At 35.0% G+C, this 23,585-nt stretch carries 17 protein-coding genes; 4 read left to right on the top strand and 13 right to left on the bottom strand.

The window, feature by feature from the left end; all coding sequences use genetic code 11:
- Positions 1-45 precede the first annotated feature (45 nt).
- Positions 46-894, bottom strand: a complete 849-nt coding sequence (gene gpr / locus WMO38_RS09410; protein WP_021866576.1) for a GPR endopeptidase — start codon at positions 892-894, stop codon at positions 46-48.
- 226 nt (positions 895-1,120) lie between these two features.
- Here gpr and rpsT point away from each other — a divergent pair, with 226 nt between their 5' ends.
- Entirely contained in the window at positions 1,121-1,381 is a 261-nt protein-coding gene (rpsT, locus tag WMO38_RS09405) for a 30S ribosomal protein S20 (protein WP_021866577.1), read from the top strand.
- A gap of 119 nt (positions 1,382-1,500) precedes the next feature.
- Here the strand turns inward: rpsT and WMO38_RS09400 are convergent, their stop codons facing one another.
- Complete coding sequence (locus WMO38_RS09400) at positions 1,501-3,078, bottom strand: cellulase family glycosylhydrolase (RefSeq protein ID WP_349162407.1); 1,578 nt, start codon at positions 3,076-3,078, stop codon at positions 1,501-1,503.
- A gap of 243 nt (positions 3,079-3,321) precedes the next feature.
- Between WMO38_RS09400 and WMO38_RS09395 the strand changes: the two genes are divergently transcribed.
- On the top strand, positions 3,322-4,605 hold the full coding sequence (locus WMO38_RS09395) for an MATE family efflux transporter (protein ID WP_349162406.1): 1,284 nt from the start codon (positions 3,322-3,324) through the stop codon (positions 4,603-4,605).
- 21 nt (positions 4,606-4,626) lie between these two features.
- Here the strand turns inward: WMO38_RS09395 and holA are convergent, their stop codons facing one another.
- The 6 genes from holA to WMO38_RS09365 form a co-directional block, all read right to left on the bottom strand.
- Positions 4,627-5,613, bottom strand: a complete 987-nt coding sequence (gene holA / locus WMO38_RS09390) for a DNA polymerase III subunit delta (RefSeq protein ID WP_349162405.1) — start codon at positions 5,611-5,613, stop codon at positions 4,627-4,629.
- 69 nt (positions 5,614-5,682) lie between these two features.
- Positions 5,683-7,995: a DNA internalization-related competence protein ComEC/Rec2 gene (locus tag WMO38_RS09385; RefSeq protein WP_349162404.1), complete on the bottom strand. Its 2,313-nt coding sequence runs from the start codon at positions 7,993-7,995 to the stop codon at positions 5,683-5,685.
- Between the two features lie 8 nt (positions 7,996-8,003).
- Positions 8,004-8,936 (bottom strand): GerMN domain-containing protein, encoded by a 933-nt coding sequence (locus WMO38_RS09380; protein ID WP_349162402.1) that lies wholly within the window; start codon positions 8,934-8,936, stop codon positions 8,004-8,006.
- Positions 8,937-8,965: 29 nt separating this feature from the next.
- Positions 8,966-10,441, bottom strand: coding sequence for a sensor histidine kinase (locus tag WMO38_RS09375; RefSeq protein ID WP_349162401.1), 1,476 nt, complete (start codon positions 10,439-10,441; stop codon positions 8,966-8,968).
- Positions 10,434-11,123, bottom strand: coding sequence for a response regulator transcription factor (locus WMO38_RS09370; RefSeq protein ID WP_349162400.1), 690 nt, complete (start codon positions 11,121-11,123; stop codon positions 10,434-10,436). The genes WMO38_RS09375 and WMO38_RS09370 overlap by 8 nt, the downstream gene beginning before the upstream one ends.
- A gap of 23 nt (positions 11,124-11,146) precedes the next feature.
- Positions 11,147-11,815 (bottom strand): helix-hairpin-helix domain-containing protein, encoded by a 669-nt coding sequence (locus WMO38_RS09365; protein ID WP_349162399.1) that lies wholly within the window; start codon positions 11,813-11,815, stop codon positions 11,147-11,149.
- A gap of 152 nt (positions 11,816-11,967) precedes the next feature.
- Here WMO38_RS09365 and WMO38_RS09360 point away from each other — a divergent pair, with 152 nt between their 5' ends.
- Together WMO38_RS09360 and argH are read left to right on the top strand one after the other, a co-directional pair.
- Positions 11,968-14,595 carry a YfhO family protein gene (locus WMO38_RS09360; protein WP_349162398.1) on the top strand — a complete coding sequence of 876 codons (2,628 nt, stop codon included), beginning with the start codon at positions 11,968-11,970 and terminating at the stop codon, positions 14,593-14,595.
- 1 nt (position 14,596) lies between these two features.
- On the top strand, positions 14,597-15,985 hold the full coding sequence (gene argH, locus WMO38_RS09355; protein WP_349162397.1) for an argininosuccinate lyase: 1,389 nt from the start codon (positions 14,597-14,599) through the stop codon (positions 15,983-15,985).
- Positions 15,986-16,162: 177 nt separating this feature from the next.
- Here the strand turns inward: argH and WMO38_RS09350 are convergent, their stop codons facing one another.
- From WMO38_RS09350 to WMO38_RS09330, 5 genes are all read right to left on the bottom strand, one after another.
- Complete coding sequence (locus tag WMO38_RS09350; RefSeq protein ID WP_349162396.1) at positions 16,163-18,475, bottom strand: DNA gyrase/topoisomerase IV subunit A; 2,313 nt, start codon at positions 18,473-18,475, stop codon at positions 16,163-16,165.
- Between the two features lie 65 nt (positions 18,476-18,540).
- Positions 18,541-20,478: a DNA gyrase/topoisomerase IV subunit B gene (locus WMO38_RS09345; RefSeq protein WP_021866589.1), complete on the bottom strand. Its 1,938-nt coding sequence runs from the start codon at positions 20,476-20,478 to the stop codon at positions 18,541-18,543.
- A 17-nt stretch (positions 20,479-20,495) separates the two neighbouring features.
- Entirely contained in the window at positions 20,496-21,491 is a 996-nt protein-coding gene (locus WMO38_RS09340; RefSeq protein WP_349162395.1) for a peptidylprolyl isomerase, read from the bottom strand.
- 74 nt (positions 21,492-21,565) lie between these two features.
- The gene (gene mscL / locus WMO38_RS09335; protein ID WP_021866591.1) at positions 21,566-21,991 is read right to left on the bottom strand and encodes a large conductance mechanosensitive channel protein MscL; all 426 of its coding nucleotides are present in this window, start codon (positions 21,989-21,991) and stop codon (positions 21,566-21,568) included.
- Between the two features lie 227 nt (positions 21,992-22,218).
- Entirely contained in the window at positions 22,219-23,577 is a 1,359-nt protein-coding gene (locus WMO38_RS09330) for a sodium-dependent transporter (protein ID WP_349162394.1), read from the bottom strand.
- Between the last annotated feature and the right edge of the window lie 8 nt (positions 23,578-23,585).

The raw sequence follows: 23,585 nt of genomic DNA, 5'->3' as shown, positions 1-23,585 counted from the left end.
TGATTTATTCCCGGCTACACTATCTATATGAACATCTGTAAAACTTTATGCATAAACAAGTTCATTTATTGATTCAGCTATAATTTCTGCTGTAATCCGTATATTTTCATCAATATCTTTCGGTGTAACATACATATCCGAAAGGTGTTTGGGAATATTTTCATAATCTTTCGTTACATCACCTATTATCGTTGCTGCATCTATTACTGTCGGCACTCCCACTGCAATCACAGGAACTCCTATATTATCCGATGTTATCCCTGTTCTGTGATTTCCAACGCCTGACCCCGGATTAATTCCCCTGTTTGAAATCTGGATTGTCTTATTAAGTCTCTGTGTGTTTCTTGCAGCCAATGCATCTATAACAATAATCACTCCGGGATCAATCTCATCTGCTATCCCTTTTATTATGCTCGAAGTCTCTATTCCTGTCTGTGCCATAACTCCCGGAGATAATGCTGACAGCCTGACTGAAATTTCATCTTTTTCACCATGTATATGACTGTTTATTATTAATTTATCAACAACATCGGGTCCCAGTGAGTCCGCTGTTACGTTCCTGTTTCCAAGCCCAACAACAAGCAGTTTGTTATTTTTTGATATACATGGACGTATTAACGCATCTATCTGTCCGGAAATAATCTCTATTACTCTCTCATTATAAAAATCATCATTTTCGCCGAGACCCTCTGCTTCTATAGTTATATATATGCCCGCTTTTCTATTAAACAGTTTTTCACCTTCCTCATTTATTATCTCTAGTGTCGTCACTTTTACCAAAGACACTTTATCAATATGCTCTCTTACAATTACACCACTGTAACGGCTGTCACTTTTGTCAACAGCCTCATTAAGCTCAACTGCAAGGTCCGTTCTTATATTTATATTTCCCATAAACAGTCACTCCTTTTGAATATTATTCTTTTATATCTATATTCTTGTCAGATTAACTGCTTTTTATTGTAATTTATAAAATTTATTATATTTTTTATTGACATAATCACATCGATATTATAGAATACAGAGGTATGTTTACATTAGATCGTCCGTGTCCGGCTTTAATGCAAAACAAATCACAATTAATTTAACTAATAATAAATATTTTTGGAGGTGTACGGATTTGGCTAACATTAAATCTGCGAAAAAGAGAGTCCTTACAAGTCAGGTTAGAGCTGATAGAAATAAGGCTGTTAAATCAAGAGTAAAAACTTATATCAAGAAGGTTGACGCTGCTGTTGCTGCTAACGACAAGGAAGCTGCTCAGGCTGCTCTTCCAGTTGCTATCGCTGAGATTTCTAAGGCTGCTTCAAAGGGAATTTTCCACAAGAACACAGCTGCAAGAAAGGTATCTCGCATAACAAAGGCTGTAAACTCTTTATAATTTATAAAAAAGCACTGAATGTTCGTCACCCACTCACATTCAGTGCTTTTATTTTGTCCTATCCACAATTGAACCATTCGTTGGACCATTATGTCTTATGAAACTGCATGTCAAAGTTTTTACCTGCTCATCATATTCTTGAACCATCTTCCTGTATCTGATAAATCATCATCACTCCAATCACTCAACTTATCACACCACGAATTTATAAGTGCAGACGTCTCACTTTTATTGCTCAGGCTCCAAGCTATATAACTTATTCCTCTTTCGTTAAGAAGTGAAAACCACGCATCAGCCGAACCATAATCTATACCACCGTTTCCTGATGCATCACATATGCTGCATTCACTTATAAATACAGGAATCCCTGCGTCAAGTGCAGCAATCATCTTATTTCTTACCCATTCCTTCTGTGTTCCTGCATAAAAATGAACAACATACATTACATTATCATCATCAAGTCTGTTGCCTATAACCTCATCGACATCCTGTGACCACCTGTTTGTTCCTACAAGAATAAGTGCATCCGTATGCTGTCGTATTCGTGCTATAACCTCCTGTGCATAAGGCTTTATCTGACTGTTCCAGTCGGAATTCTGAGGTTCATTACATATTTCATATATTACATTATTATATCCTGCATATTTTGACGACATTTCGTCAAAGAATTCCAATGCTTCATCCTTATGCTGATTAGGATTGCCGTCACTTAAAATATGCCAGTCTATAATCACATACATTCCAAGCTGTGATGCATATGAAACACCATTATCTATAAGCTGTTTAAGACCTTCTCTGTCACCGCCGTTACAATATCCCCCATACTCCTGTGTATACATGGCAAGCCTTATTACATTAACACCCCAATCATCCCTCAAAGTACGGAATGCATCATAATTGACATACTGCGGATACCATGCAAGCCCATGTGTGCTCACACCTTTCAGCCTGACAACATTGCCATTGCCGTCTATAATATCAGTCCCTGAAACATGAAGCTGACCTGACAAATCTTCATTATCATTACGCTCCCTGCTATTATCATCCTGTGAATCAGCATTTTTATCATCCTGTGAATCAGCATTTTTATCATCCTGTAAATCCGCATTTTCATCATCCTGACCTGATACATTCGACGCTGTGAGCGTATCATCTTTTATAACTGTTTCAATATCATAATCTCCAAGCTTATAGTCATCTGTCATACTGACAATAAAACCTATTCCCTGTGTTTTGGCCCCGGCTTCAAGCTTTTTATTATAATCAGCAGGCACAAGTATAAACCTTACGTTTCCATTATTATTATCAACACTTATGTCGCAGTTCCAGCTCTGTGACAGCTGTGTTGTACTCCCGACCGGAAAATTTATCTTCCATTCATCAATTGCACTGCTTCCATGATTGGTAACAGTAAGTTCATACTGTGTAAACGTCTTGCCTTCTGATTCCCACGAATTAACAGCTTTAAACTCTGCTGCCGCATCTGTCCACTTTTTATCCTGTTCTTTATCTTTCTGTGTACCGTTGCTGCTTATAACCTGCTCATTTCTACTATCTGATTCCTCACTTGCTTTGTAAGAATCTTTGTCTCCTCTATTGGAAGATATTAGTATTCCTGTCGCTATACCTGCAACAAGAATTAAAACTGACACAGCTGCCGCAATAATAATCTTTACATTTTTACTTAATCCAGACATATTAAACACTTCCTTACTCTTATTACAGCATCAGTTCTGACACTATTTTCACGTATTTTTAAGTTAACAAAAGTATAGTATATATTTATTAAATATGCAACAGAAAATATATATTTTTTTCTGTTTTATTTTTCAAAAAGTGTGATATAATAATATTTTATGTTTGTTACAAAAACGGAGCTGCATGAAATTACACCCTGCCTGCTTCTTTTCACAAAAAACATTTTAGAAATGGAGATTTTTATGTACTCAAAGAAATTTTTCCGCTTTGTAATGCCATCAATTCTGGCATTTGCTCTCTCAGGCATATATTCAATTGTGGATGGATATTTTGTCGGCAACAATGTAGGTGATGCCGGAATGACCGCTATTAATGTAGTTTTTCCTGTTGTTTCTATATTACAGGCACTCGGAACCGGCATAGGAATGGGGGGTTCAATACAATATTCAATATTAAAAGCTGCCGGAAAAGATGAAAATGCACTTAAATATCTGCGTGCAACAATAACATGCCTGCTTATATCAAGCATATTAATGCCGCTTATTGTACTTCCGCTTATGACACCTATTCTTAAAATTCTTGGTGCAACGGGAATTATTGCCGAATATGGACGCAGCTATCTTTCTGTCGTTATTTTAGGCTCATTCTGCCAGATTTTCGGAACAGGAATGACGCCGCTCGTAAGAAATAACGGTGGTGCTTCATTCAGTATGTTTACAATGATTTCAGGTTTTATCACAAATGTAATATTAGATTATACTTTTGTATGGGTACTTGGAAAAGGAGTTGCCGGTGCCGCACTTGCTACTGTTACAGGCCAGTTTGTAACCGCTGTCATAGGAACATGTTATCTTTTATGGAAAAAAATCCCTGTATACAGACTGCATTTCAAACCAGCGATGTTTTTAAGAATTTTTAAAAATGGAATTTCTGCATTTGGAATTACACTATGCCCTAACATAACACTTCTCCTTATGAATTTATTTCTCTTAAAATACGGCGGGGAATCATCCGTTGCTTGTTATGCTGTAATTTCATATGCAACATATTTTGTATATCTGATTCTTCAAGGTGTTGGTGATGGATGCCAGCCGCTTTTAAGCGATTACTTCGGTCGTGGTAACATGACTGCATTACACAAGACAAAACATCTTGCATATATAACAGCAGAATTTATTGCTACATTATCTTTTGTATTACTATATGTTTTAAGGTACCATACAGGTAATCTTTTTGGTGCTTCTGAAACTGTAACAAGAATGGTCGGCGATAATATGCCTATACTTCTTGTCGGATTTTTATTTCTAGCATATGCAAGAGTTTCAACTTCATCTTTTTATGCGACACAGGAAGCTGTAAAATCTTCAGTAATCGTTTATTCGGAAATTATATTTTTCTTTTTGCTGCTTATTATATTTCCTCGTTTTTTCGGGGAGCCAGCCGTATGGTGGAGTATGAGTATTGCACAGATTCTTGCAATGATTTTGTCTGCAATTCTTAACATAAAACACAAGAGTGTTTCATAAAAATAAAAGTCTTTCTGGATTTTACTTTTTATTCTTAGCAGAATATTTAACTATTATCAATTCTACTGCCATTTTTTCATTAAGTCTGCCTGTCTTTACGTCTTCTTCTGCCTGGGCACAATCGGCAAGTGCTTCTTTTAACTGTGACGGAGTAAAATTTTTAGCCTGTGCGGCATATTTATTTACTATAAATGGTGCTGCTCCCATTGTTCTTGCAATGTCGGCATTACTCCGTCCATGGTTAAGTTCTTCCTGCACCTGAAAAATTCCGTTAAACTGTCTTACTATAAGATATAATATACGCATCGGCGGCTCTTTGAGCGTAAGAAGGTCATAATATAATTCAAGTGCCTGCTGCTGTTTTTTTGATGCAATCGCAGCTATCATATCAAAAATACGGCTCACTGTCTGCGTTGTACATATATCTTCTATATCTTTTTCAGTCACTTCATTTTTGTCCCCACAATAACTTATTATCTTATCAAGTTCTGCTCTTATCAGATCCATCGAAGCTCCTGTTTTATTAAGAATAAGTTCTGCAGCCGGTCTTGTTATAACTTTTCCTTCTGCTTTTAAAAGACCTGCTATCCATTTTTCCAGAACGGCAGGAGTCTGCTGTTTCATCTCGGAAATATATCCAATATCATTAACTGCTTTATAAACTTTATTTCTTTTATCAACTTCAGTCTCAACAAATATAATAATAAGATAATCCGGAATATTTCTTATATAATCGGCAAGTTCATCATTTGATGATTTGAAAAATCCACTGTTTTCAACCACTATCAATCTGTGCTCTGCAAAAAATGGAAGCGTATCACCAATATCTTTTATCTCTTTTACAGATATCTTATCGCCTTCATAATAAGAATAATTCATGGTGTCATCACCGGCAATTGCCTGCTTTAATTTATCCCTGTACTGCTTTTTAAGATACGGCTCATCACCATATAAAAGATATACATTTTTATATTCATTTGATTTTATATGTTCATTTATTATTTTCATACAATTTTTCTTCTCTTTCAGACATACAAACTTTGCGTCAGAGGCAATTGTATCTTATTTTTTACCTATTTACAATGTTTTGACGTAAAATTTATCTTTCGTATACCTTATCATAACCTGCCCACATTCCTTTGTTACATAAATATCGCTGTTATATTTTTTCAACATTTTAAGTGTACTCTCTTTCGGATGTCCGTATCTGTTATTGATTCCACATGAGATAACCGTGACCTCAGGGTTTACAAGTTTTATAAATTCTTCACCGGATGATGATGCAGAACCATGATGTGCAGCCTTCAGCACAGTCATATTTTTCAATTCTTCTCTTACATCTCTATTTTTTAAAATATTATCCTCTGCCTTTTTTTCTATATCACCTGTCAGAAGCATTTTAAAATCATCTTTTTTTAATATGTATACTGCGGAATAATCATTGGCATCCGAATATATATATCCATTATCAGGATGAATACATGTTACCGAAAAATCATTTTTTAAATTAAATTTACTTCCCGTATTTACATAATTAATATTTATTCCTTTTTCACATGATTTTTTTATTATATTATTATAATTTTCATCCTGTGAAGCATTTTTTATTAACGGAAGTATTATATTCTTTATTTTTAAATCACTTCCGCTTAATTCTATAAGTTCCATAATTCCATTTATATGATCATTGTCCGTATGGCTTATAAATATATAATCAATTTTTTTAATTCCTTTGCATTTTATAAGCGGATATATTCTTTTTTCACCTACATTTTTTATATCCGAACTTCCTCCGTCAAATAACATTACTGTTCCCGATTTTTCCCTGACTAAAATGCTGTCACCCTGCCCGACATCAATAAAATCGGCTTCAACTGTTTTCGTATCCTTTGCAAACAATATAATTATTGATACAATTATTATAAGCGGAAATTTTTTCATAATAATTTTTTTATTATTTAATATTGCCGCCGACATAATAATTAATATTATATAAAAAATAATACATGACGATTTTTCAGGTCTGCCTGTTATAATTCTGCTATACGGCATGATATTTATAATTTTACAAAATGCTGTATACAACTTTATTATTATGCTTACAGCACCAATTATAAAAGATGCTGCACTCATTGATATAAATGATAATATGACTGCTGCCACAGCACATAATATTACGACTGACATTAACGGAATAATTATCAGATTAAGAAATGGTGCATACAACGGAATCTCAAAATAATTATATGCTATAAGAGGCATCATAAAAACACTTATCCCCACACTCACAGAAACCATTTCTATAATCTTACTAATATATTTATTCTGAGTTTTTATTATTTTTTTCATGCTTTTTACTACAGCCGGACAAAATATAGCAATGCCTGCTATTGCTGTGAATGACAATAAAAATCCGGGATTATATATAATATTTACATTTTCGGCACATATAATAATCATTGCAAATGCAAGTGATGACAATGTGTCATATGTCCTTCCGGCAAACTCAGCTCCCATTTTGACCATATACATTATTACTGCTCTTTTTGCAGACACAGAATTCCCTGTCATAATGCTATAAAATACAAGAAATAAAGCACATATTCCAAATGCTGGAAAAAATGCAATTCCACGTTTCCTTAACATATTATAAACAAATGACGCAAGAAATGTTATATGAAGCCCGCTTATTGCAAGTATATGTGCTATTCCATTGTTTCTGTAAAGCTCATACATTTCATCATCTATTTCTGATTTATCTCCAAGAATTACAGCATTAAGAAATCCTTTTGTTTCGTTATCTGTAATTTTTTCATATATATTATTTATTTTATTTTTTATTTCAGGCATTATATATTCAATTGAGTTTTTCTGCCCTGTAACTACTATTTTGCCGGCTTCACATCTGTATGCAATTCCGTTTGATTTGTAATAAGTATACGCATCAAACATTCCTTCATTTCTTGCCTTTTCAAATTTTCTTATACTTCCGCTTACTTCTATTACAAAGCCTTCTTTTATGAAAACTTCATCATTATTTACATATACAATTACATTTTCGTGCGAATTTCCATATTCTGTTTTTATTTCACATTCTTTTAATGTGATACTTTTTCCATATCCGGTATTATTTATTCTGGAAACTGTTCCTGTAATAACTGCCTGTGTTTTATTATACATATCAATCATTGAACTGTTTTCCGACTGTGCCGTCATAAAGGCACAATAGATACAAAATGTAAAAAAGATGCCAAAATAGCAAAAGAATTTATTTTTGTGAACAATGGCAGCCGCAATTAAATATGTAACTACGGCTGCTGCCACAAACCAATAACCTGTGCAGGCTGTGCTTACATCTGCTGCCAGAAAAAGTACAGCCAGCAATACCATCGGTCTTTTTATGAGCTAATCACCTCACTGTTAAATTTCAAGACATTTTCAAGACTTATGCTCTCCCTGTAACTCTTCGCCGAATCACCATTAATCATTATTTTTACACCGCTTATATTACCAAGGCTGCAAAGTGAATTGACTATCGAATATACAGGAATCTCACTGGTTACATTTACCATCTCAGTTAAAAATGATGAGCTTAAATTAACGTAACATATGCCATCACTCACTGATATACTAAGCAGCTTTAAATCAGATGGAAGTGTTGAATTCATTGTCGAATCTCCCGGTCCTTTTATAAGCTGTTCAACTATTATTCTTTCAAGAGACGTATTTTTGCTGTAAGCGACACTTTCTACCTTTTTCACAAGCTTATCTCCCATTTTATTGGAATAATACAAATCCACTTTTCTCCATTCAATATTTCCAAGTGACTCATTTGTATCATCTACAAAACTGTCTTTTGTCATAAGCCCTATATACGAACCATCTTTATATTTTGCCTGTGAATCGCCTACATAGAACTGAACATAACTTATATCATGAATCTGCGTCAGCATTTTTACAACTCCGGCACGATAAAATAATTCATCATATTCCGACATATCATTATATCCATTATTAAAATAAATATTTACTGTATTATTTTTTATATCGCACTTTTCAATATTTACTTCTTCCGGTTTTAAAATACTTAATTTTTTATTTTTCACCTTCTGGTTCATCTTATTAAGAAGCTCCAGCACAAGCTCATCTAACTCCTGTGTCTGTGTGCTGTAATCAACAGTCACAAGTTTGTTTGATGAAGCATTTTTATAAAATAGTTTATATTTATTTTTTGCATTTTTCGTGGAACAACCTGCTGACGGAATAATCATGCATACAGATATTACCGTCAAAAGACATATTCCTGTTATTTTTTTTAACAATGACCTCATACTTATTCCCTCTTATTATTCTTATCCTGTCATCCTACATAGTTAAGCGGAATACGGACTGTAAATGTTGTTCCAGTTCCTTCTTCACTATGAAGTTTTATTGTGCCATGATGTAAAAGAACAATATTCTGTACAATTGCAAGTCCAAGACCTGTGCCTCCGGTCTGTCTTGAACGTGCTTTATCAACCCTGTAAAATCTGTCAAATACAAGATCCTGGCTCTCTTTCGGTATTCCAATACCTGAATCTTCAACACGCACATAAAAATATTGATAATCCGCATTAAGAGACACATGTACCCAGCCATCACTGACATTATACTTTATTGCATTTTCTACAAGATTTGATATTACCAGTGTAAACTTAACTTCATCAATCTCTGCAACGACAGGTCTGAAACTTTCAAAAAGAAGTTCAACATTCTTCTTTTGTGCAATAGGTTTTAATCTCTTTAATACTATTTCAAGCATTTCGTTGACATTAACAGAGCTTATATTCATAACAGCTGCCGACTTGTCCATCTTTACAAGAGAGAGTAAATCTTCAATAATCTTACTCTCTCTGTCAATTTCATTAGTAATATCCTGCATGAATTCTTTATAAAGCTCAATCGGAACATCATCCTGCATATTAAGTGAATCAGCAAGTACCTTTATTGAAGTAATAGGCGTTTTTAATTCATGTGACACGTTAGATACAAATTCCTGCCTGCTTTCATCAAGCATACCTGCCCTGTCCATTATATTATTAAAATCTTTTGCAAACAGCCTTAACTCATAGCTTCCTTTTACAGGTATTCTCTTATCTGTATGTCCGTTTGCAACATCTTCAACTATCTTATATGCTTTTCTATAGGATTTTCCTATTCCTCTCTCAAAAAGCAGAACCAGAATAACAGCAACTGCAGTAACTGCAACCATAACTGTAAATATGTTATCATTTACACTGTTCTTATATACTTCATCAAGGTCTTTGCTCACAACAAGTACGCCAAGTATGCTCCCATCAGTTCCGTTTATCGGAACAGCAACCTCAATATTGGTATTTTTTCTGTCATAAAATGAGATACTTTTTCCTGTTGTAAATGAATTAATAACATTGGAATTAATTATGTTTCTACCATATTCTACAAGATAAGAATCAGAAACAATCACAAATCTTTCATCAATAACCCTTATTCTTACTGAATTCATGGCAGAATATCGCCGCATTCTTTCATATACTCCGTTTTTTTCTGCTTCACTAAATGAAGCATATGAAGAGAATTCTCCTGACATGACTGCAGCACTTGTCTGCAGCTGTGCCATTTCTATTTCGATAAGATTTTTTTGAAAGAAATAATATGACACATTTTCAACAATTATCATAACTGCTGCAAGCAGACCAACAAAAAATATAAATATCCACGTCTTTGTGCTTTTCATTCTGAAAAGCAGCTTTTTGAAATTCTTTTTTACTTTATTAAAATCATCTGTTCTTTTATTATTTTTAATATTATCAGGCATTGTAATAATAACCTACCCCCCAGCGTGTATGAACATATTTTGGTTCACTTGGATTTGACTCTATTTTCTCACGAAGCCTTCTTACGTGTACATCCACTGTTCTGGCATCTCCAGGATACTCTTCACCCCATACTTTCTTTAAAAGATTATCACGGCTGTATACTTTACCCGGATTTTTAACAAGAAGCTCCAATATATCAAATTCCCTTGATGTAAGATTAATCTCTCTGCCTGCGATATAAAGACTTCTGCTGTCACAGTCAAGCTTCATATCAGCTGCATTTATAATGTTGGTCTGTACCAGTTTGCTTCCTGACTTATTATTTCTTCTTAATATTGCTTTCATTCTTGCTTTTACTTCAAGAATATTAAATGGTTTTGTCACATAATCATCGGCACCATACTCAAGTCCGAGAATTTTATCCATATCATCGCCTTTTGCTGTAAGCATTATAATAGGAACATTGGAAAATTCACGTATCTGCTGGCATACCTGCATTCCGTCAAGTTTTGGAAGCATTATATCAAGAAGAATAATATCATATTGGTTATTCTTTGCATACTCAAGTGCTTCCTCCCCGTCATATGCACATTCAACTTCCATGTCATCCTGCTCAAGACTGAACTTGAGTCCTTTAACAATAAGCTTTTCATCATCTACAACCAATACTTTTACAGCCATTATTTTATATCCTCCACAAAAATTCACACTTGTATCAAATCTTTTATTTTAGAATACGCAGCATCTTTTATGCCGCTTACCTTTTTTATATCTTCAATACATCCAAATCCACCATTTTCCGTCCTGTAACGGATTATATCATTAGCTCTTGACTCTCCTATTCCCGGAAGCGTCATAAGCTCACTTACACCTGCGGTGTTTATATTTATCAGTTTTACATTCGACATCTCTGTGCTGTTTCCAGCCGGTGTCACACCGCCTGATGATATATCCTGTTCACCGGGAATATAAATCATCTGCCCATCTGACACATAGCCTGCCATATTAATACTTTCAGGAACAGCTCCTTGTGTCATTCCGCCTGCCATATCTACAATTTCATATATCCTTGCATCTTTTGCTGCCTCATAGACACCGGGATTATTAACACTGCCGCATACATATACACAGATATTCTCCTCTTTTTCTTCATATGATTTTGTTCCGTCATATGCAGAAGCATCCGAAATAACAGCTGTGTTTTGCGACATATTATAATCTTTTGTGCTGCCATTTTCACTTTCTGATTCTGTAAAACGTAAAAAACAACATATAATACATGCAGCCAGTACAAATATTGCCCCATATATATATTTTGTTTTATAACCAAACCTCAGATATAGTTTATTTATATATTTTTTTATATAACTCATTGTACATCTCCTTAATTCCCCTAAAGAATTAATAACCCATTGACGTACATTTATATTTTACCTAAATATTTTTAATAATACAAGTGCAAATAATACAAAAATATAGTACAATTATTAATTATAAAAATGTATCATAAACTTGGAGGTTTACATTGGAAACTGTTAATAAAGAAAACAAGAAAAAAAGTTTTAATTTCAGCCTGATTGATAATACATCTCCGTCAATTCCCGCCGGCAATATTACATTTATTCTGTCTTTTTGCATACCGGCACTTATTTTTCTTGCATTATATTATCTGCGTGACATCTTTCCTTTTGGGAATGACTGCTATCTACGCTCAGATATGTATCACCAATATGCACCATTTTATTCTGAATTATGGCACAAACTGCGTACAGGTGATACACTCCTGTATTCATGGGATATCGGCATGGGGGTCAATTTCACATCACTTTTTGCATATTACCTTGCAAGTCCCATAAACTGGCTTATAGCACTGCTGCCACAGAAATATATGATTGAAATTATGAATATGCTTATCGTTATGAAGCTTTGTGCCTCATCTGTAACATTTTCATATTATATTTCAAAACATTTTCATACAAAAAAATGTACAATTGCACTTTTTGGCATGTTTTATGCGTTATCAGCTTACAGTGCTGCATACAGCTGGAACATTATGTGGCTTGACTGCATAGTGCTTATTCCGCTTATAATGCTGGGTCTTGAAAAACTTGTAGATGAAAATAAATGCTATTTGTACTGCATAAGCCTCGGTTTATGTATTTTTACAAATTATTATATTTCAATTATGGTCTGCATAAGTGTATGCCTATATTTCATTGTGCTTATGATTGCATATGACGGTGACAAATCATTTGGAATATATATTAAAAAGATATTACGCTGGATTTTTTATTCACTGATAGCCGGAGGACTTGCCGCATGCCTGCTTCTCCCGGAAATGTATACTTTTTCACTGTCAGCTTCTTCATCTACTTCATTTCCGACAAAACTTACATCCTATTTTTCGGTAATGGAAATGCTTGTAAGACAACTGATTAATGTTCCGGTTCATCTCGGTCTTGAACATTATCCTAATATATACTGTGGTGTTGCTGTTTTTTTACTCATACCACTTTATATAATGAATAAAAAAATTAAACCGGCTGAAAAAATTGGTAAATGCATTATACTTCTCGTATTTTTACTTGCATTTAATCTTAATATACCTAACTTTATATGGCATGGTTTCCACTATCCAAACAGCCTTCCATGCCGCCAGTCATTTATTTATATATTCTTTCTTTTAAGCATGAGCTATGAGGCGTTTTACCGGATAAGGCAGTCAACTGTAAAACAGATTAGTGCCTCAGTATGGTTTTCAATTATATTCCTTGTGCTTGCAGAACAGATATTTAAAGACAGCGACACCTACGATTTTAAAATATTTTATATAAGCGGTGCTTTTATTTTGATTTATGCATTGCTCATATATCTAAAAAAGACAAAGAATTTCAAAATTCCGGTCATATTTTTTGCCGTTTTATGTGTAAGTGTTGTTGAATGTACTATTAATATGGAATTTACAGGGCTTGGAACAACAAGCCGCACAGCATATCTGCTTGATTATAATGCAGTAAAAACAGTCACCTCTGATGTTTCTGACAACGACGACTCTTTCTACCGCATGGATAAAATAACAGGTGCAAGGAGCAAAAATGACGGTGCATGGCACAATTACCATACTATATCGACATTTTCATCAACATGCAGTGCCGGAATGTCACAGCTTTACAAATATCTTGGAATGGTAAGTTCGACTAATGCTTACGGATATGACGGTTCAACAATCGTGACCAACTCACTTTTTTCCGTTAAATATCTTATAAGCAATAAACTTCTTTCAACAGATTCACTAAGAACTTATTACAATGGGTATGACGGAGAATTTATATATAAAAATGAATATACTCTTCCGGCCGGATATGTTTCAGACGGAAATCTTTCTGAGAAATGGAAACCCGACACTATTTATAACGGAATTGAAAACCAGAATTCGCTTATTGAAGCATTGACAGGAGTTAAGGATACATTTACTGAATGCTTTGTATATCCGTCACAGATTGATGTGACATTTTCGCCGTCATCAAGCGGACATATGTATCTTGTAATCCAAAAGGAAGGTGTTGATAACATCGGCGTTACAATCAATGGAAATACAACCGGATATTCAGGATTAAAAAGCGGTAACAGGACAGTTGATATCGGATATGTCAATGCCGGCGACTCGATCAATGTAAATGCTGAAACATCAATGAATCTTCATGCATACATTTTAAACGAAAATAAATTCAAACAGGCATATAATATTTTAAACAACAATTCATTTCAGGTAGAAAAATGGAATTCAACAGGCTTTACAGGTTCGGTAACATGTGACAGCGACGGAACTTTTCTTTTTTCAATACCTTACGACAAAGGCTGGTCTGTATATATTGATGGCAAAAAATGCAGCACATACAGCATAGCAGATGCACTGCTTGCAGTTGATATTACTAAAGGCACCCACAGCGTAAAATTGAAATTTATGCCAGTAAATCTTATTAAGGGTTGCATTATTACATTTATATGCATTATTATATTAATTGGCACTGCTGTTGCAAAACGGCGTGGCATAGATAAAAAACTCAAACAGAAGCTCATTGTTATTTTCAACAATCATGCAAATAATGATTCTCTTACAGAATCGGATACTAACACTACGGAGGAACAATAATATGAAACTTTGGGGCGGACGCTTCACAAAAGAAACTGATAAACTTGTAAATAATTTCAATGCATCTATTTCTTTTGACCAGAAATTTTACAAACAGGACATTCAGGGAAGCATTGCACACGCAAAAATGCTTGGTGCAGCAGGAATTATCTCTGAGGAAGAAAGCACTAAGATTCAAGATGGTCTTACTTCTATACTTGCTGATATAGAGAGCGGAAAGCTTGAAATCACGGATGAATATGAAGATATCCACACATTTATGGAAGCAACATTAATTGAAAGAATTGGTGATGCCGGCAAAAAACTTCACACAGGACGAAGCAGAAATGACCAGGTTGCCCTTGATATGAGATTATATACAAGAGATGAAGTTAAAAACATTGACGATGAAGTAAAAGCTCTCATGGAAGTTATTTTAAGAATCATCAAAGAAAATGTACACACTTACATGCCTGGATTCACCCATCTTCAGAAAGCACAGCCTGTTACTGTTGCTCACCATTTTGGTGCTTACTTTGAAATGTTCAAGCGTGACAGAAGCAGACTTGCCGACATTTACAAGAGAATGAACTACTGCCCTCTCGGAGCAGGTGCACTTGCCGGAACAACTTATCCTCTTGACCGCGAGATGACTGCCGAACTTCTTGACTTTTATGGTCCTACATTAAACAGTATGGATTCTGTTTCAGACAGGGATTACCTTATTGAGTTTTTAAATGCACTTTCAACTATAATGATGCACCTCAGCCGCTTTTCAGAGGAAATCTGTATCTGGAATTCAAATGAATATAAATTCATCGAGTTAGACGATGCTTACAGCACAGGTTCAAGCATTATGCCTCAAAAGAAAAATCCGGATATTGCAGAACTTGTAAGAGGAAAGACAGGCCGTGTTTACGGTGCTTTGATAAGTCTTCTTACTACAATGAAAGGAATTCCTCTTGCATACAATAAAGACATGCAGGAAGATAAAGAGCTCTCATTTGATGCCATTGATACTGTCAAAGGCTGTGTAAGCCTCTTCAAAGGCATGATTGACACAATGAAATTCAACCCGGCCCGTATGGAAGACAGTGCAAAGAGGGGCTTCACTAATGCTACAGATGCCGCTGACTATCTCGTAAAGAAAGGGGTTCCTTTCCGTGATGCACATGGTATTGTTGGCCAGCTCGTTCTTTTATGCATCGACAAAGGAATTGCTCTTGACGACCTTTCTCTTGACGAGTATAAAAAAATCAGCCCTGTATTTGAAAATGACATTTATGATGCAATCAGCTTAAAGACATGTGTAGAAAAACGTCTTACTCTCGGTGCTCCGGGTGCTGACGTAATGAATAAAGTCATTGCCATCTATGATGACTACATGAAAAGCAGCAATTTTCCTGCCTGACCCGGACAAAATCCGCAGATAAAATCATTGTATTAAAAAATCAGATATCTTTGCATATTGGCAAGTAAAATCCGCAGATAAAATCATTGTATTAAAAAATCAGATATTTTTTTGCATATTGGATTGTAAAATCCCGAGGCAAAAAAATATCTGATTTTTCTAATTATTATTCAATTTTTATCTACGGACTTTCGTCCCCTTAGTATCCCTGTGTGCCATTTTCATTTTTCCAAAATCAAGCATTTTTCCTTTATAATCCATTGATAATTCATCCCCATTTGTAAGTATATATACATCTTCGATATAATCATCACTGCCAAGTTTTATGCCACGCACACCGACTGCATTTTTCTTCTTCTGTGGAACATCTGTAAGCGGGAATTTCAAAAATACACCGTTTGCAGTCTGTAATATAATATTCTGGTCACTTGAAACGACCTCTTCTTCGCCAACTGTCCCGTCGTAATTAAACTTGGACAGAACCTCTGTCCTCGCATCAGTTTCATAAATTCCTATAAGTTCATCACCATCTGTAAGTTTTGTTGATGCAACCGTTTTTTTCATAACATCAAATTCAGATGTATCAACAAGCTTCATCATTCCAAGTTTTGTAACAAACAGAAGCCTTTTCTGTCTTATTCTTTCTGAAGCACAAAGATAAATTATGCGTTCACCACTGCTGTCATAATTGCCGAGATTATCAATTGGTGTACCTTTATCCCTAAATTTTGTAGAAAATGGTATATCCTTAACTTTAATCTGATGCAGCATGCCATTATCAGTAAAAATACAGATTTTATCTGTATTCATACATGAGAAAATATACTTATATTCATTGTGGACAGCTTCTTTATTTCTCTCATATGCAGCCATATCAATTGTTTTTGCATATCCAAAACGGTCCATAATAAACATTACTTCCTGTTCAGGTACCTTTTTTTCTATAAATACTGCTTCTTTTCCGTCTTCTATAACTGTGCGTCTGTCAACTGCATATTCTTTCTTGATTTTCATTAAATCTTCTTTAATGACTTTTGCCATTTCTTTTCTGCTGCCAAGAATTTTCTCATATCTGGCAATCTTTTTACAAGCTTCATCATATTCTTTTTGCAATGCAAGTATTTCAAGACCTATAAGTTTATAAAGACGCATCTCAAGTATTGCAGATGCCTGTCTCTCAGTAAAATCGAGCTGTGAAGCCTGTTTTTTTGACGCTTCCGACTTGAATTTTATGCCCTCAGCATTACCTGTCATCAGACACTCTTTTGCCATTTTCAGATTACTGCTGCCTCTTAAAATCTCAATTATAAGGTCAATTATATCACATGCACGTATAAGACCTTCTTTAATTTCTTTATTTGCAAGCTCTTTATTAAGAAGTGTTGTATATTTTCTTGTTGTTATTTCATACTGAAAATTGATATGATGCTCTATTATCTTTTTTATTCCAAGTGTTTCAGGACGTCCGTCAACAATTGCAAGCATATTTACACCAAATGTATCTTCAAGTTTTGTCTTTTTATACAAAAGATTTTTCAGATTTTCTACATCAGCATTTTTCTTTAATTCAAGTACAATACGAATTCCCTCTTTTGAAGATTCATTTGAAATATCAACAATATCCGTTGCTTTTTTGCTCTCGATAAGCTCAACAACATCCGATATAAATTTGCCGATATTGGCACCAATCATAGTATATGGAATCTCAGTTATCACAAGTTTGTCTTTTTCACCACGCTTTTGTGCAGGCTCAAATACCACCTTGCCTCTTAACTTTATCTTGCCTGTTCCTGTCTCATATATTGCCGGAAGTTCACTCTTATTTACAACAAGACCCCCTGTCGGAAAATCAGGTCCCGGGCAGTATTGCATAAGTTCCTGCGTGGTAATATTTACATTATCCATGTATGCACATACCGCATCTATAACCTCTCCAAGATTATGTGTAGGAATATTAGTTGTCATTCCTACTGCGATGCCATCAGCACCATTTACAAGAAGATTTGGAACTCTTACAGGAAGAACCGCCGGCTCTTTTTCAGTTTCATCAAAGTTTGGAATAAAATCAACTACATCTTTGTCCAGGTCGGCAAGATATACATCCTGTGTAAATTTCTTTAATTTAGCTTCTGTATATCGCATAGCGGCGGCACCATCACCCTCTATAGAGCCAAAATTACCATGCCCGTCAACAAGTGCCATGCCCTTCTTAAAATCCTGGGACATTACAACAAGTGTCTCATAAATTGAGCTGTCACCATGTGGATGATATTTACCCATTGCATCACCGACAATACGTGCCGATTTTCTATGCGGTTTGTCATAATTAAGTCCAAGCTGGTCCATAGCATAAAGAACACGTCTCTGTACCGGTTTCAAACCATCTCTTACATCAGGAAGTGCCCTTGCTGTAATTACGCTCATGGAATAATCTATATAAGACTTCTGCATAAGTTCCGAATATTCGGTCTTAACGATATTTTCTGCCATTGTCTTTTTTCCTCAATCTTTCCGTTATAAGATAATATTTTTATACTTAAAATTATATATTAAAATCAGGCATCTATTTCTGCCTCTTCAGCATGTGTATAAATAAACTGCCTTCTCGGCGAAACATCACTGCCCATAAGCATTGAAGTTACTTCTGCTGCAAGTCTTGCATCCTCTATTTCTACCTGCTTTAAAATCCGCGTTTCAGGATTAAGCGTTGTCTCCCAGAGCTGGTCAGGATCCATCTCACCAAGACCCTTGTATCTTTGAAGCGTAAATGAACCGGCAGCATGCTCTTTTCTGTATTTTTCAAGTGCCTTATCATCATAAAGATATTGGAATTCTCCCTTGGACTTTGATTTTGTTCCCTTTTTAATCTCAGCCCTGTAGAGCGGAGGTGTTGCAATATATACATGTCCCTGATTAATAAGTTCCGGCATAAATCTGTAGAAAAATGTGAGCAGGAGCGTATCAATATGTGCACCATCGACATCGGCATCCGTCATAATGATAATTTTGTCATAGCGGAGCTTATTTATATCAAAATCATTTCCATATCCTTCAAGGAAACCACAGCCGAATGAATTAATCATTGTTTTTATCTCAGCGTTAGCCAGAACCTTGTCTATTGAAGCTTTCTCTACATTTAATATTTTACCTCGTATAGGCAGGATAGCCTGTGTACGCCTGTTTCTCGCTGTTTTTGCAGAGCCTCCGGCAGAATCACCCTCAACGATAAAAACTTCACATTCTGATGCATCCTTGCTCTCACAGTTTGCAAGTTTTCCGTTGCTGTCTATTGAAAACTTAGGTTTTGTGAGAAGATTAGTCTTTGCTTTTTCTTCCGCTTTTCTTATTTTTGCCGATTTTTCTGCACATGCAATAACAGCCTTTAAGGACTCTATATTTCTGTCAAAATAAAGCTGTACTTCATCATTAGTGACAGCACTTACTACTGTTCCTGCATCAGGATTATCAAGCTTTGTCTTAGTCTGTCCTTCAAATCTTGGTGCCGGATGTTTTACTGCAACAATCGCTGTCATTCCGTTTCTTACATCAAGACCTGTAAAATTGGCATCCTTATCCTTTAATATTCCAAGTTCTCTGGCATATTGGTTGATTACCATAGTAAACTTGGTCTTAAATCCCGTAATATGTGTACCGCCTTCCTGCGTATAAATATTATTACAGAATCCCAGTATATTTTCCTCAAATTCATTGACATACTGAAATGCAGCTTCAACTTCTATGCCATCCTGGCTCTTTTTAAAATAAACAATATCAGTTACTGTTTCTTTTCCCTCATTTAAGTCTTTTACATATGCCTTAATTCCGTCCGGCTCATTATACTCAATTGTCTCTTCACTGCCCTGTCTTTTATCTTCAAAATAAATTGTAAGTCCCGGATTAAGATATGCTGTCTCATGCAGCCTGCTCTTTATTGCCTCTGACTTAAATCTCGTTTTTTCAAATATTTCATCATCCGGAAGAAATGTTACAGTTGTTCCTGTATCATTTTTACGGCATGTTCCGGTTTTTTCAAGTGGTGCAACAGCCTTTCCGCGTTCATATCTCTGGAAATAAACTTCTCCACCAACTCTTATTTCAACTTCAAGCCACTTTGAAAGTGCATTGACAACAGATGCACCAACACCATGAAGACCGCCGGAAATCTTATATCCGCCGTCTCCAAACTTTCCTCCTGCGTGGAGCACTGTAAATACAACTTCAACTGCCGGTATTCCTGCTTTCGGATGAATTCCTACAGGAATTCCACGACCGTTATCCTTTATTGTTGCTGTACCGTCATTATTCAAAGTTACCCTTATCTCACTGCAATATCCAGCAAGATGCTCATCAACGGCATTATCCGCAATTTCATATATAAGATGATTAAGACCTTTTGTTCCCACACTTCCAATATACATTCCAGGACGTTTTCTTACTGCCTCAAGTCCTTCAAGAATTGAAATACTGGACGCATCGTACTTCTGATTAGCCATGTAAAGATTTCTCCCTTCTACTGTTTCAAGTGACTGTTAAATACCTCTTCAAATTTTACATTAATATTTCCAATTGATGTAAGCTTTATTTCATTCCATGCTTTATTATTAAATTCAACATACTGCTTTGCCTCAAATGACTCAAATTCGCTGTTAAATGCTTCAAGTTTTCTCTTTTCAAGAATTGCTGTTTTGTTAGCCTCTGTTTTTGATTTATCATTATCGCTGTTACATTTTATAATATAATATCTGCCATCCGATTCAACAATATCACTTACTTCGCCGCTTTTCAGATTATAAGCCGCATTTTCAAAATTCTCGTCAAGTTCTCCTCTGCGGCATTCTCTCTCATATTCTTCACCATTATAATCTTTTGCAACAACATAGAAAATTTCTTTATTATCAAGTCTTTCCTGTGCTTTTTTTATATCTTCAAGCGTATCTGCACAGATATACTGTACTGTTATAACTCTCGCTTCATCATAGCTTACTTCTATATCAAGATTATCTGTCAAATCATTATATAGTGTATCTGCTATTGCAAAGCTGGTAAACATATTAACAAGTTTTTCTTTTGTAATATTAAATTCATTCCTTTTTTCATCACTTAATGAATTATAATATTCCTCTGCCGCATCAGATACAGCTGTCTTCTGGTTTCTTGAGAGTACAACACCTTTTTTATCAGCTAAAACATTCATGCAGTAAACACGTTCAAGCTTGGCTTTTACCTGTTCTTTTACATACTCATCAAATTTTACATCACCGACACTCTGATTCCAGATATCTGTTCCAAATAAATCTTCATATTCACTTTTTGCATCAGCAAGAAGAATATCTGCTTCCATAACTGATGCCTTTTTATTTCCAGTCTTTAAAAGTCCGTCTTTTCCAAATCCTGTCGAAATATAAATAAATGTTCCATTAAAAAATTTGATATATCCAAATATCAGCAATGATACAAGTGCAACAATTACAACCGCAATAAGTTTCTTTTTTCTCTGTTTTTTCACAATCTGCCTCCATATATAAATTCTTTATTACAAATAAATGATTATGTTCTGTCCTGATTTACAAAAGTATAGCGTCAGCTTTTGCTGACGCCGTCTTCAAGATGTGAAGTACAATTAGGACATCTTACTGCATCTATTGCAATCTTAGTTTTGCAATATGGGCATGTCTTTGTTGTAGGCTTCTCTTTTTCTTTACGTGAAAACTTCTCTGAAGCAGAATTAATTGCCTTAATCATAATAAAGATTATCAAGGCCATAATAAGGAAATTAATAACTGCTGTAATAAACTTTCCGTAATATAAAGTTACTTCTCCAAGAAGATTAACACTCAACTTGTCAAAATTCATTCCGCCAAACAATCCAAGAACCGGATTGATAATATCATTGACCAGTGATGTAACTATGCTTGTAAATGCACCACCGATGATAATACCAACTGCCATATCCATGACATTGCCTCTGCTTATAAATGTTTTAAACTCATTCAGAAATTTTCTCATATGAAGTCCCTTTCCTTTGTATAAAAATTTTAATTATTACATTCTGCTTTTTATTACAATTCCAAGCACAACAACAAGAATCGCAAGAATTGTATTTATCAAAATAACGCCAAGCATTACCATAAAGCCTTTTCTGTTCATATAAAAGCAGCTCCTTCATTCACATTTGCTTTATTATAAAACAAATGTGAAAAATATGCACTTGATTTTTTATCCAAAAAAAATTTTTAATATTTTATAATTCCAAACTGTGCGAGTGTATAGAACACAAGAATTATAAGAAGAAGTACAGGTGCTATATATTTAACCATAACACGATAAATCTTCTCTCTTCCAAACTTCTCACCATTCTTTGCTGCCTCATCAATAATATAATCAGCACCTACAAACCAGCCAATCATAATACATGTAAAGAAAGCCACAACCGGTAAAAGAAGGCTGTTACTTATAAAATCAAAAAATGTAAGGAAATCCATTCCCATTATTGTAATATGTGACCATATTCCATTTCCAAGCGAACAAGGTATTCCGAGTACAACCGCAACTACAATTATAATTGCACAGCTTAATACACGGCTTATATGAAATCTGTCTATAAGCATTGATGTAATTGCTTCCATGATTGATACAGAGCTTGTCAGTGCCGCAAGAAATACAAGTGCAAAAAACATAAGTCCGATAAATCGTCCGCCCGGCATCTGTGAAAATACTTTAGGAAGTGTCATAAACATAAGTCCGGCACCACTTTGTGAAGTTCCTGCTTCACCACTGAAAATATATACAGCCGGAACAACCATCATACCTGCCAGCAGTGCAATTCCCGTATCAAAAATCTCAATATCATTTACTGATTTCACAATGCTTACGTCATCTCTTGTATATGAGCCATATGTTATCATAATTCCCATCGCCAGGCTCATTGAGTAAAACATCTGTCCCATTGCCGCACATACTGTCTTAAATGAAAACTTTGAAAAATCAGGAAGGAGATAATACTTGACACCGGCTCCGGCTCCCGGAATAAACATAATATATATGCATATAACTATAGCGAGCAGAATAAGCACAGGCATAAGAAACTTACTTACTTTTTCAATACCTTTTTCAACACCCAAAACTACTATAAGTGCTGTGAGTCCTAAAAAGATAAAGAAAAATACAAGTGGTGCATATTGCTGTCCGATAAAGTTTGCAAAAAATAAACTGTCTGCTGCCGCCATGTCCTGACCTGCTGCAAATACGGTAATATACTTTATAACCCAGCCGCCGATTACACAATAATACGGAAGAATAATTACCGGAATTATAAATGCTATCGGTCCTATAAAAGCAAATCTTTTATCAATATTTCCATATGCTCTTGTCGGACTAAGCTTTGTCTTCCTTCCGATTGCAATCTCTGTTGTCATAAGTGTAAAACCAAATGTAAGTGCCAGAATAATATATACAAGAATAAATATCCCGCCACCATATTGGGCTGCCAAATATGGGAATCTCCATAAATTTCCCAAACCTACCGCACTTCCGGCTGCTGCAAGTACAAATCCTATGCCTCCGGAAAAACTGCCTCTTTTTTTATTTTCCATAAAATAAA

Origin of the sequence: Lachnospira hominis (ex Hitch et al. 2025) (assembly GCF_040096395.1) — a bacterium.
Classification (GTDB): domain Bacteria; phylum Bacillota; class Clostridia; order Lachnospirales; family Lachnospiraceae; genus Lachnospira; species Lachnospira hominis.
The sequence above is the reverse complement of the archived record's forward strand: the minus strand, read 5'-3'. Positions and strand labels throughout refer to the sequence as shown.

Coding starts and splice junctions, on each gene's coding strand:
- WMO38_RS09370 (WP_349162400.1), bottom strand. CDS start 11,123: ATGGCTGTAAAAGTATTGGTTGTAGATGATGAAAAGCTTATTGTTAAA.
- WMO38_RS09380 (WP_349162402.1), bottom strand. CDS start 8,936: ATGAGGTCATTGTTAAAAAAAATAACAGGAATATGTCTTTTGACGGTA.
- WMO38_RS09330 (WP_349162394.1), bottom strand. CDS start 23,577: ATGGAAAATAAAAAAAGAGGCAGTTTTTCCGGAGGCATAGGATTTGTA.
- WMO38_RS09395 (WP_349162406.1), top strand. CDS start 3,322: ATGTACTCAAAGAAATTTTTCCGCTTTGTAATGCCATCAATTCTGGCA.
- holA (WP_349162405.1), bottom strand. CDS start 5,613: ATGAAAATAATAAATGAACATATAAAATCAAATGAATATAAAAATGTA.
- argH (WP_349162397.1), top strand. CDS start 14,597: ATGAAACTTTGGGGCGGACGCTTCACAAAAGAAACTGATAAACTTGTA.
- WMO38_RS09350 (WP_349162396.1), bottom strand. CDS start 18,475: ATGGCAGAAAATATCGTTAAGACCGAATATTCGGAACTTATGCAGAAG.
- WMO38_RS09385 (WP_349162404.1), bottom strand. CDS start 7,995: ATGGTATTGCTGGCTGTACTTTTTCTGGCAGCAGATGTAAGCACAGCC.
- WMO38_RS09375 (WP_349162401.1), bottom strand. CDS start 10,441: ATGCCTGATAATATTAAAAATAATAAAAGAACAGATGATTTTAATAAA.
- WMO38_RS09345 (WP_021866589.1), bottom strand. CDS start 20,478: ATGGCTAATCAGAAGTACGATGCGTCCAGTATTTCAATTCTTGAAGGA.
- mscL (WP_021866591.1), bottom strand. CDS start 21,991: ATGAGAAAATTTCTGAATGAGTTTAAAACATTTATAAGCAGAGGCAAT.
- WMO38_RS09400 (WP_349162407.1), bottom strand. CDS start 3,078: ATGTCTGGATTAAGTAAAAATGTAAAGATTATTATTGCGGCAGCTGTG.
- gpr (WP_021866576.1), bottom strand. CDS start 894: ATGGGAAATATAAATATAAGAACGGACCTTGCAGTTGAGCTTAATGAG.
- WMO38_RS09365 (WP_349162399.1), bottom strand. CDS start 11,815: ATGAGTTATATAAAAAAATATATAAATAAACTATATCTGAGGTTTGGT.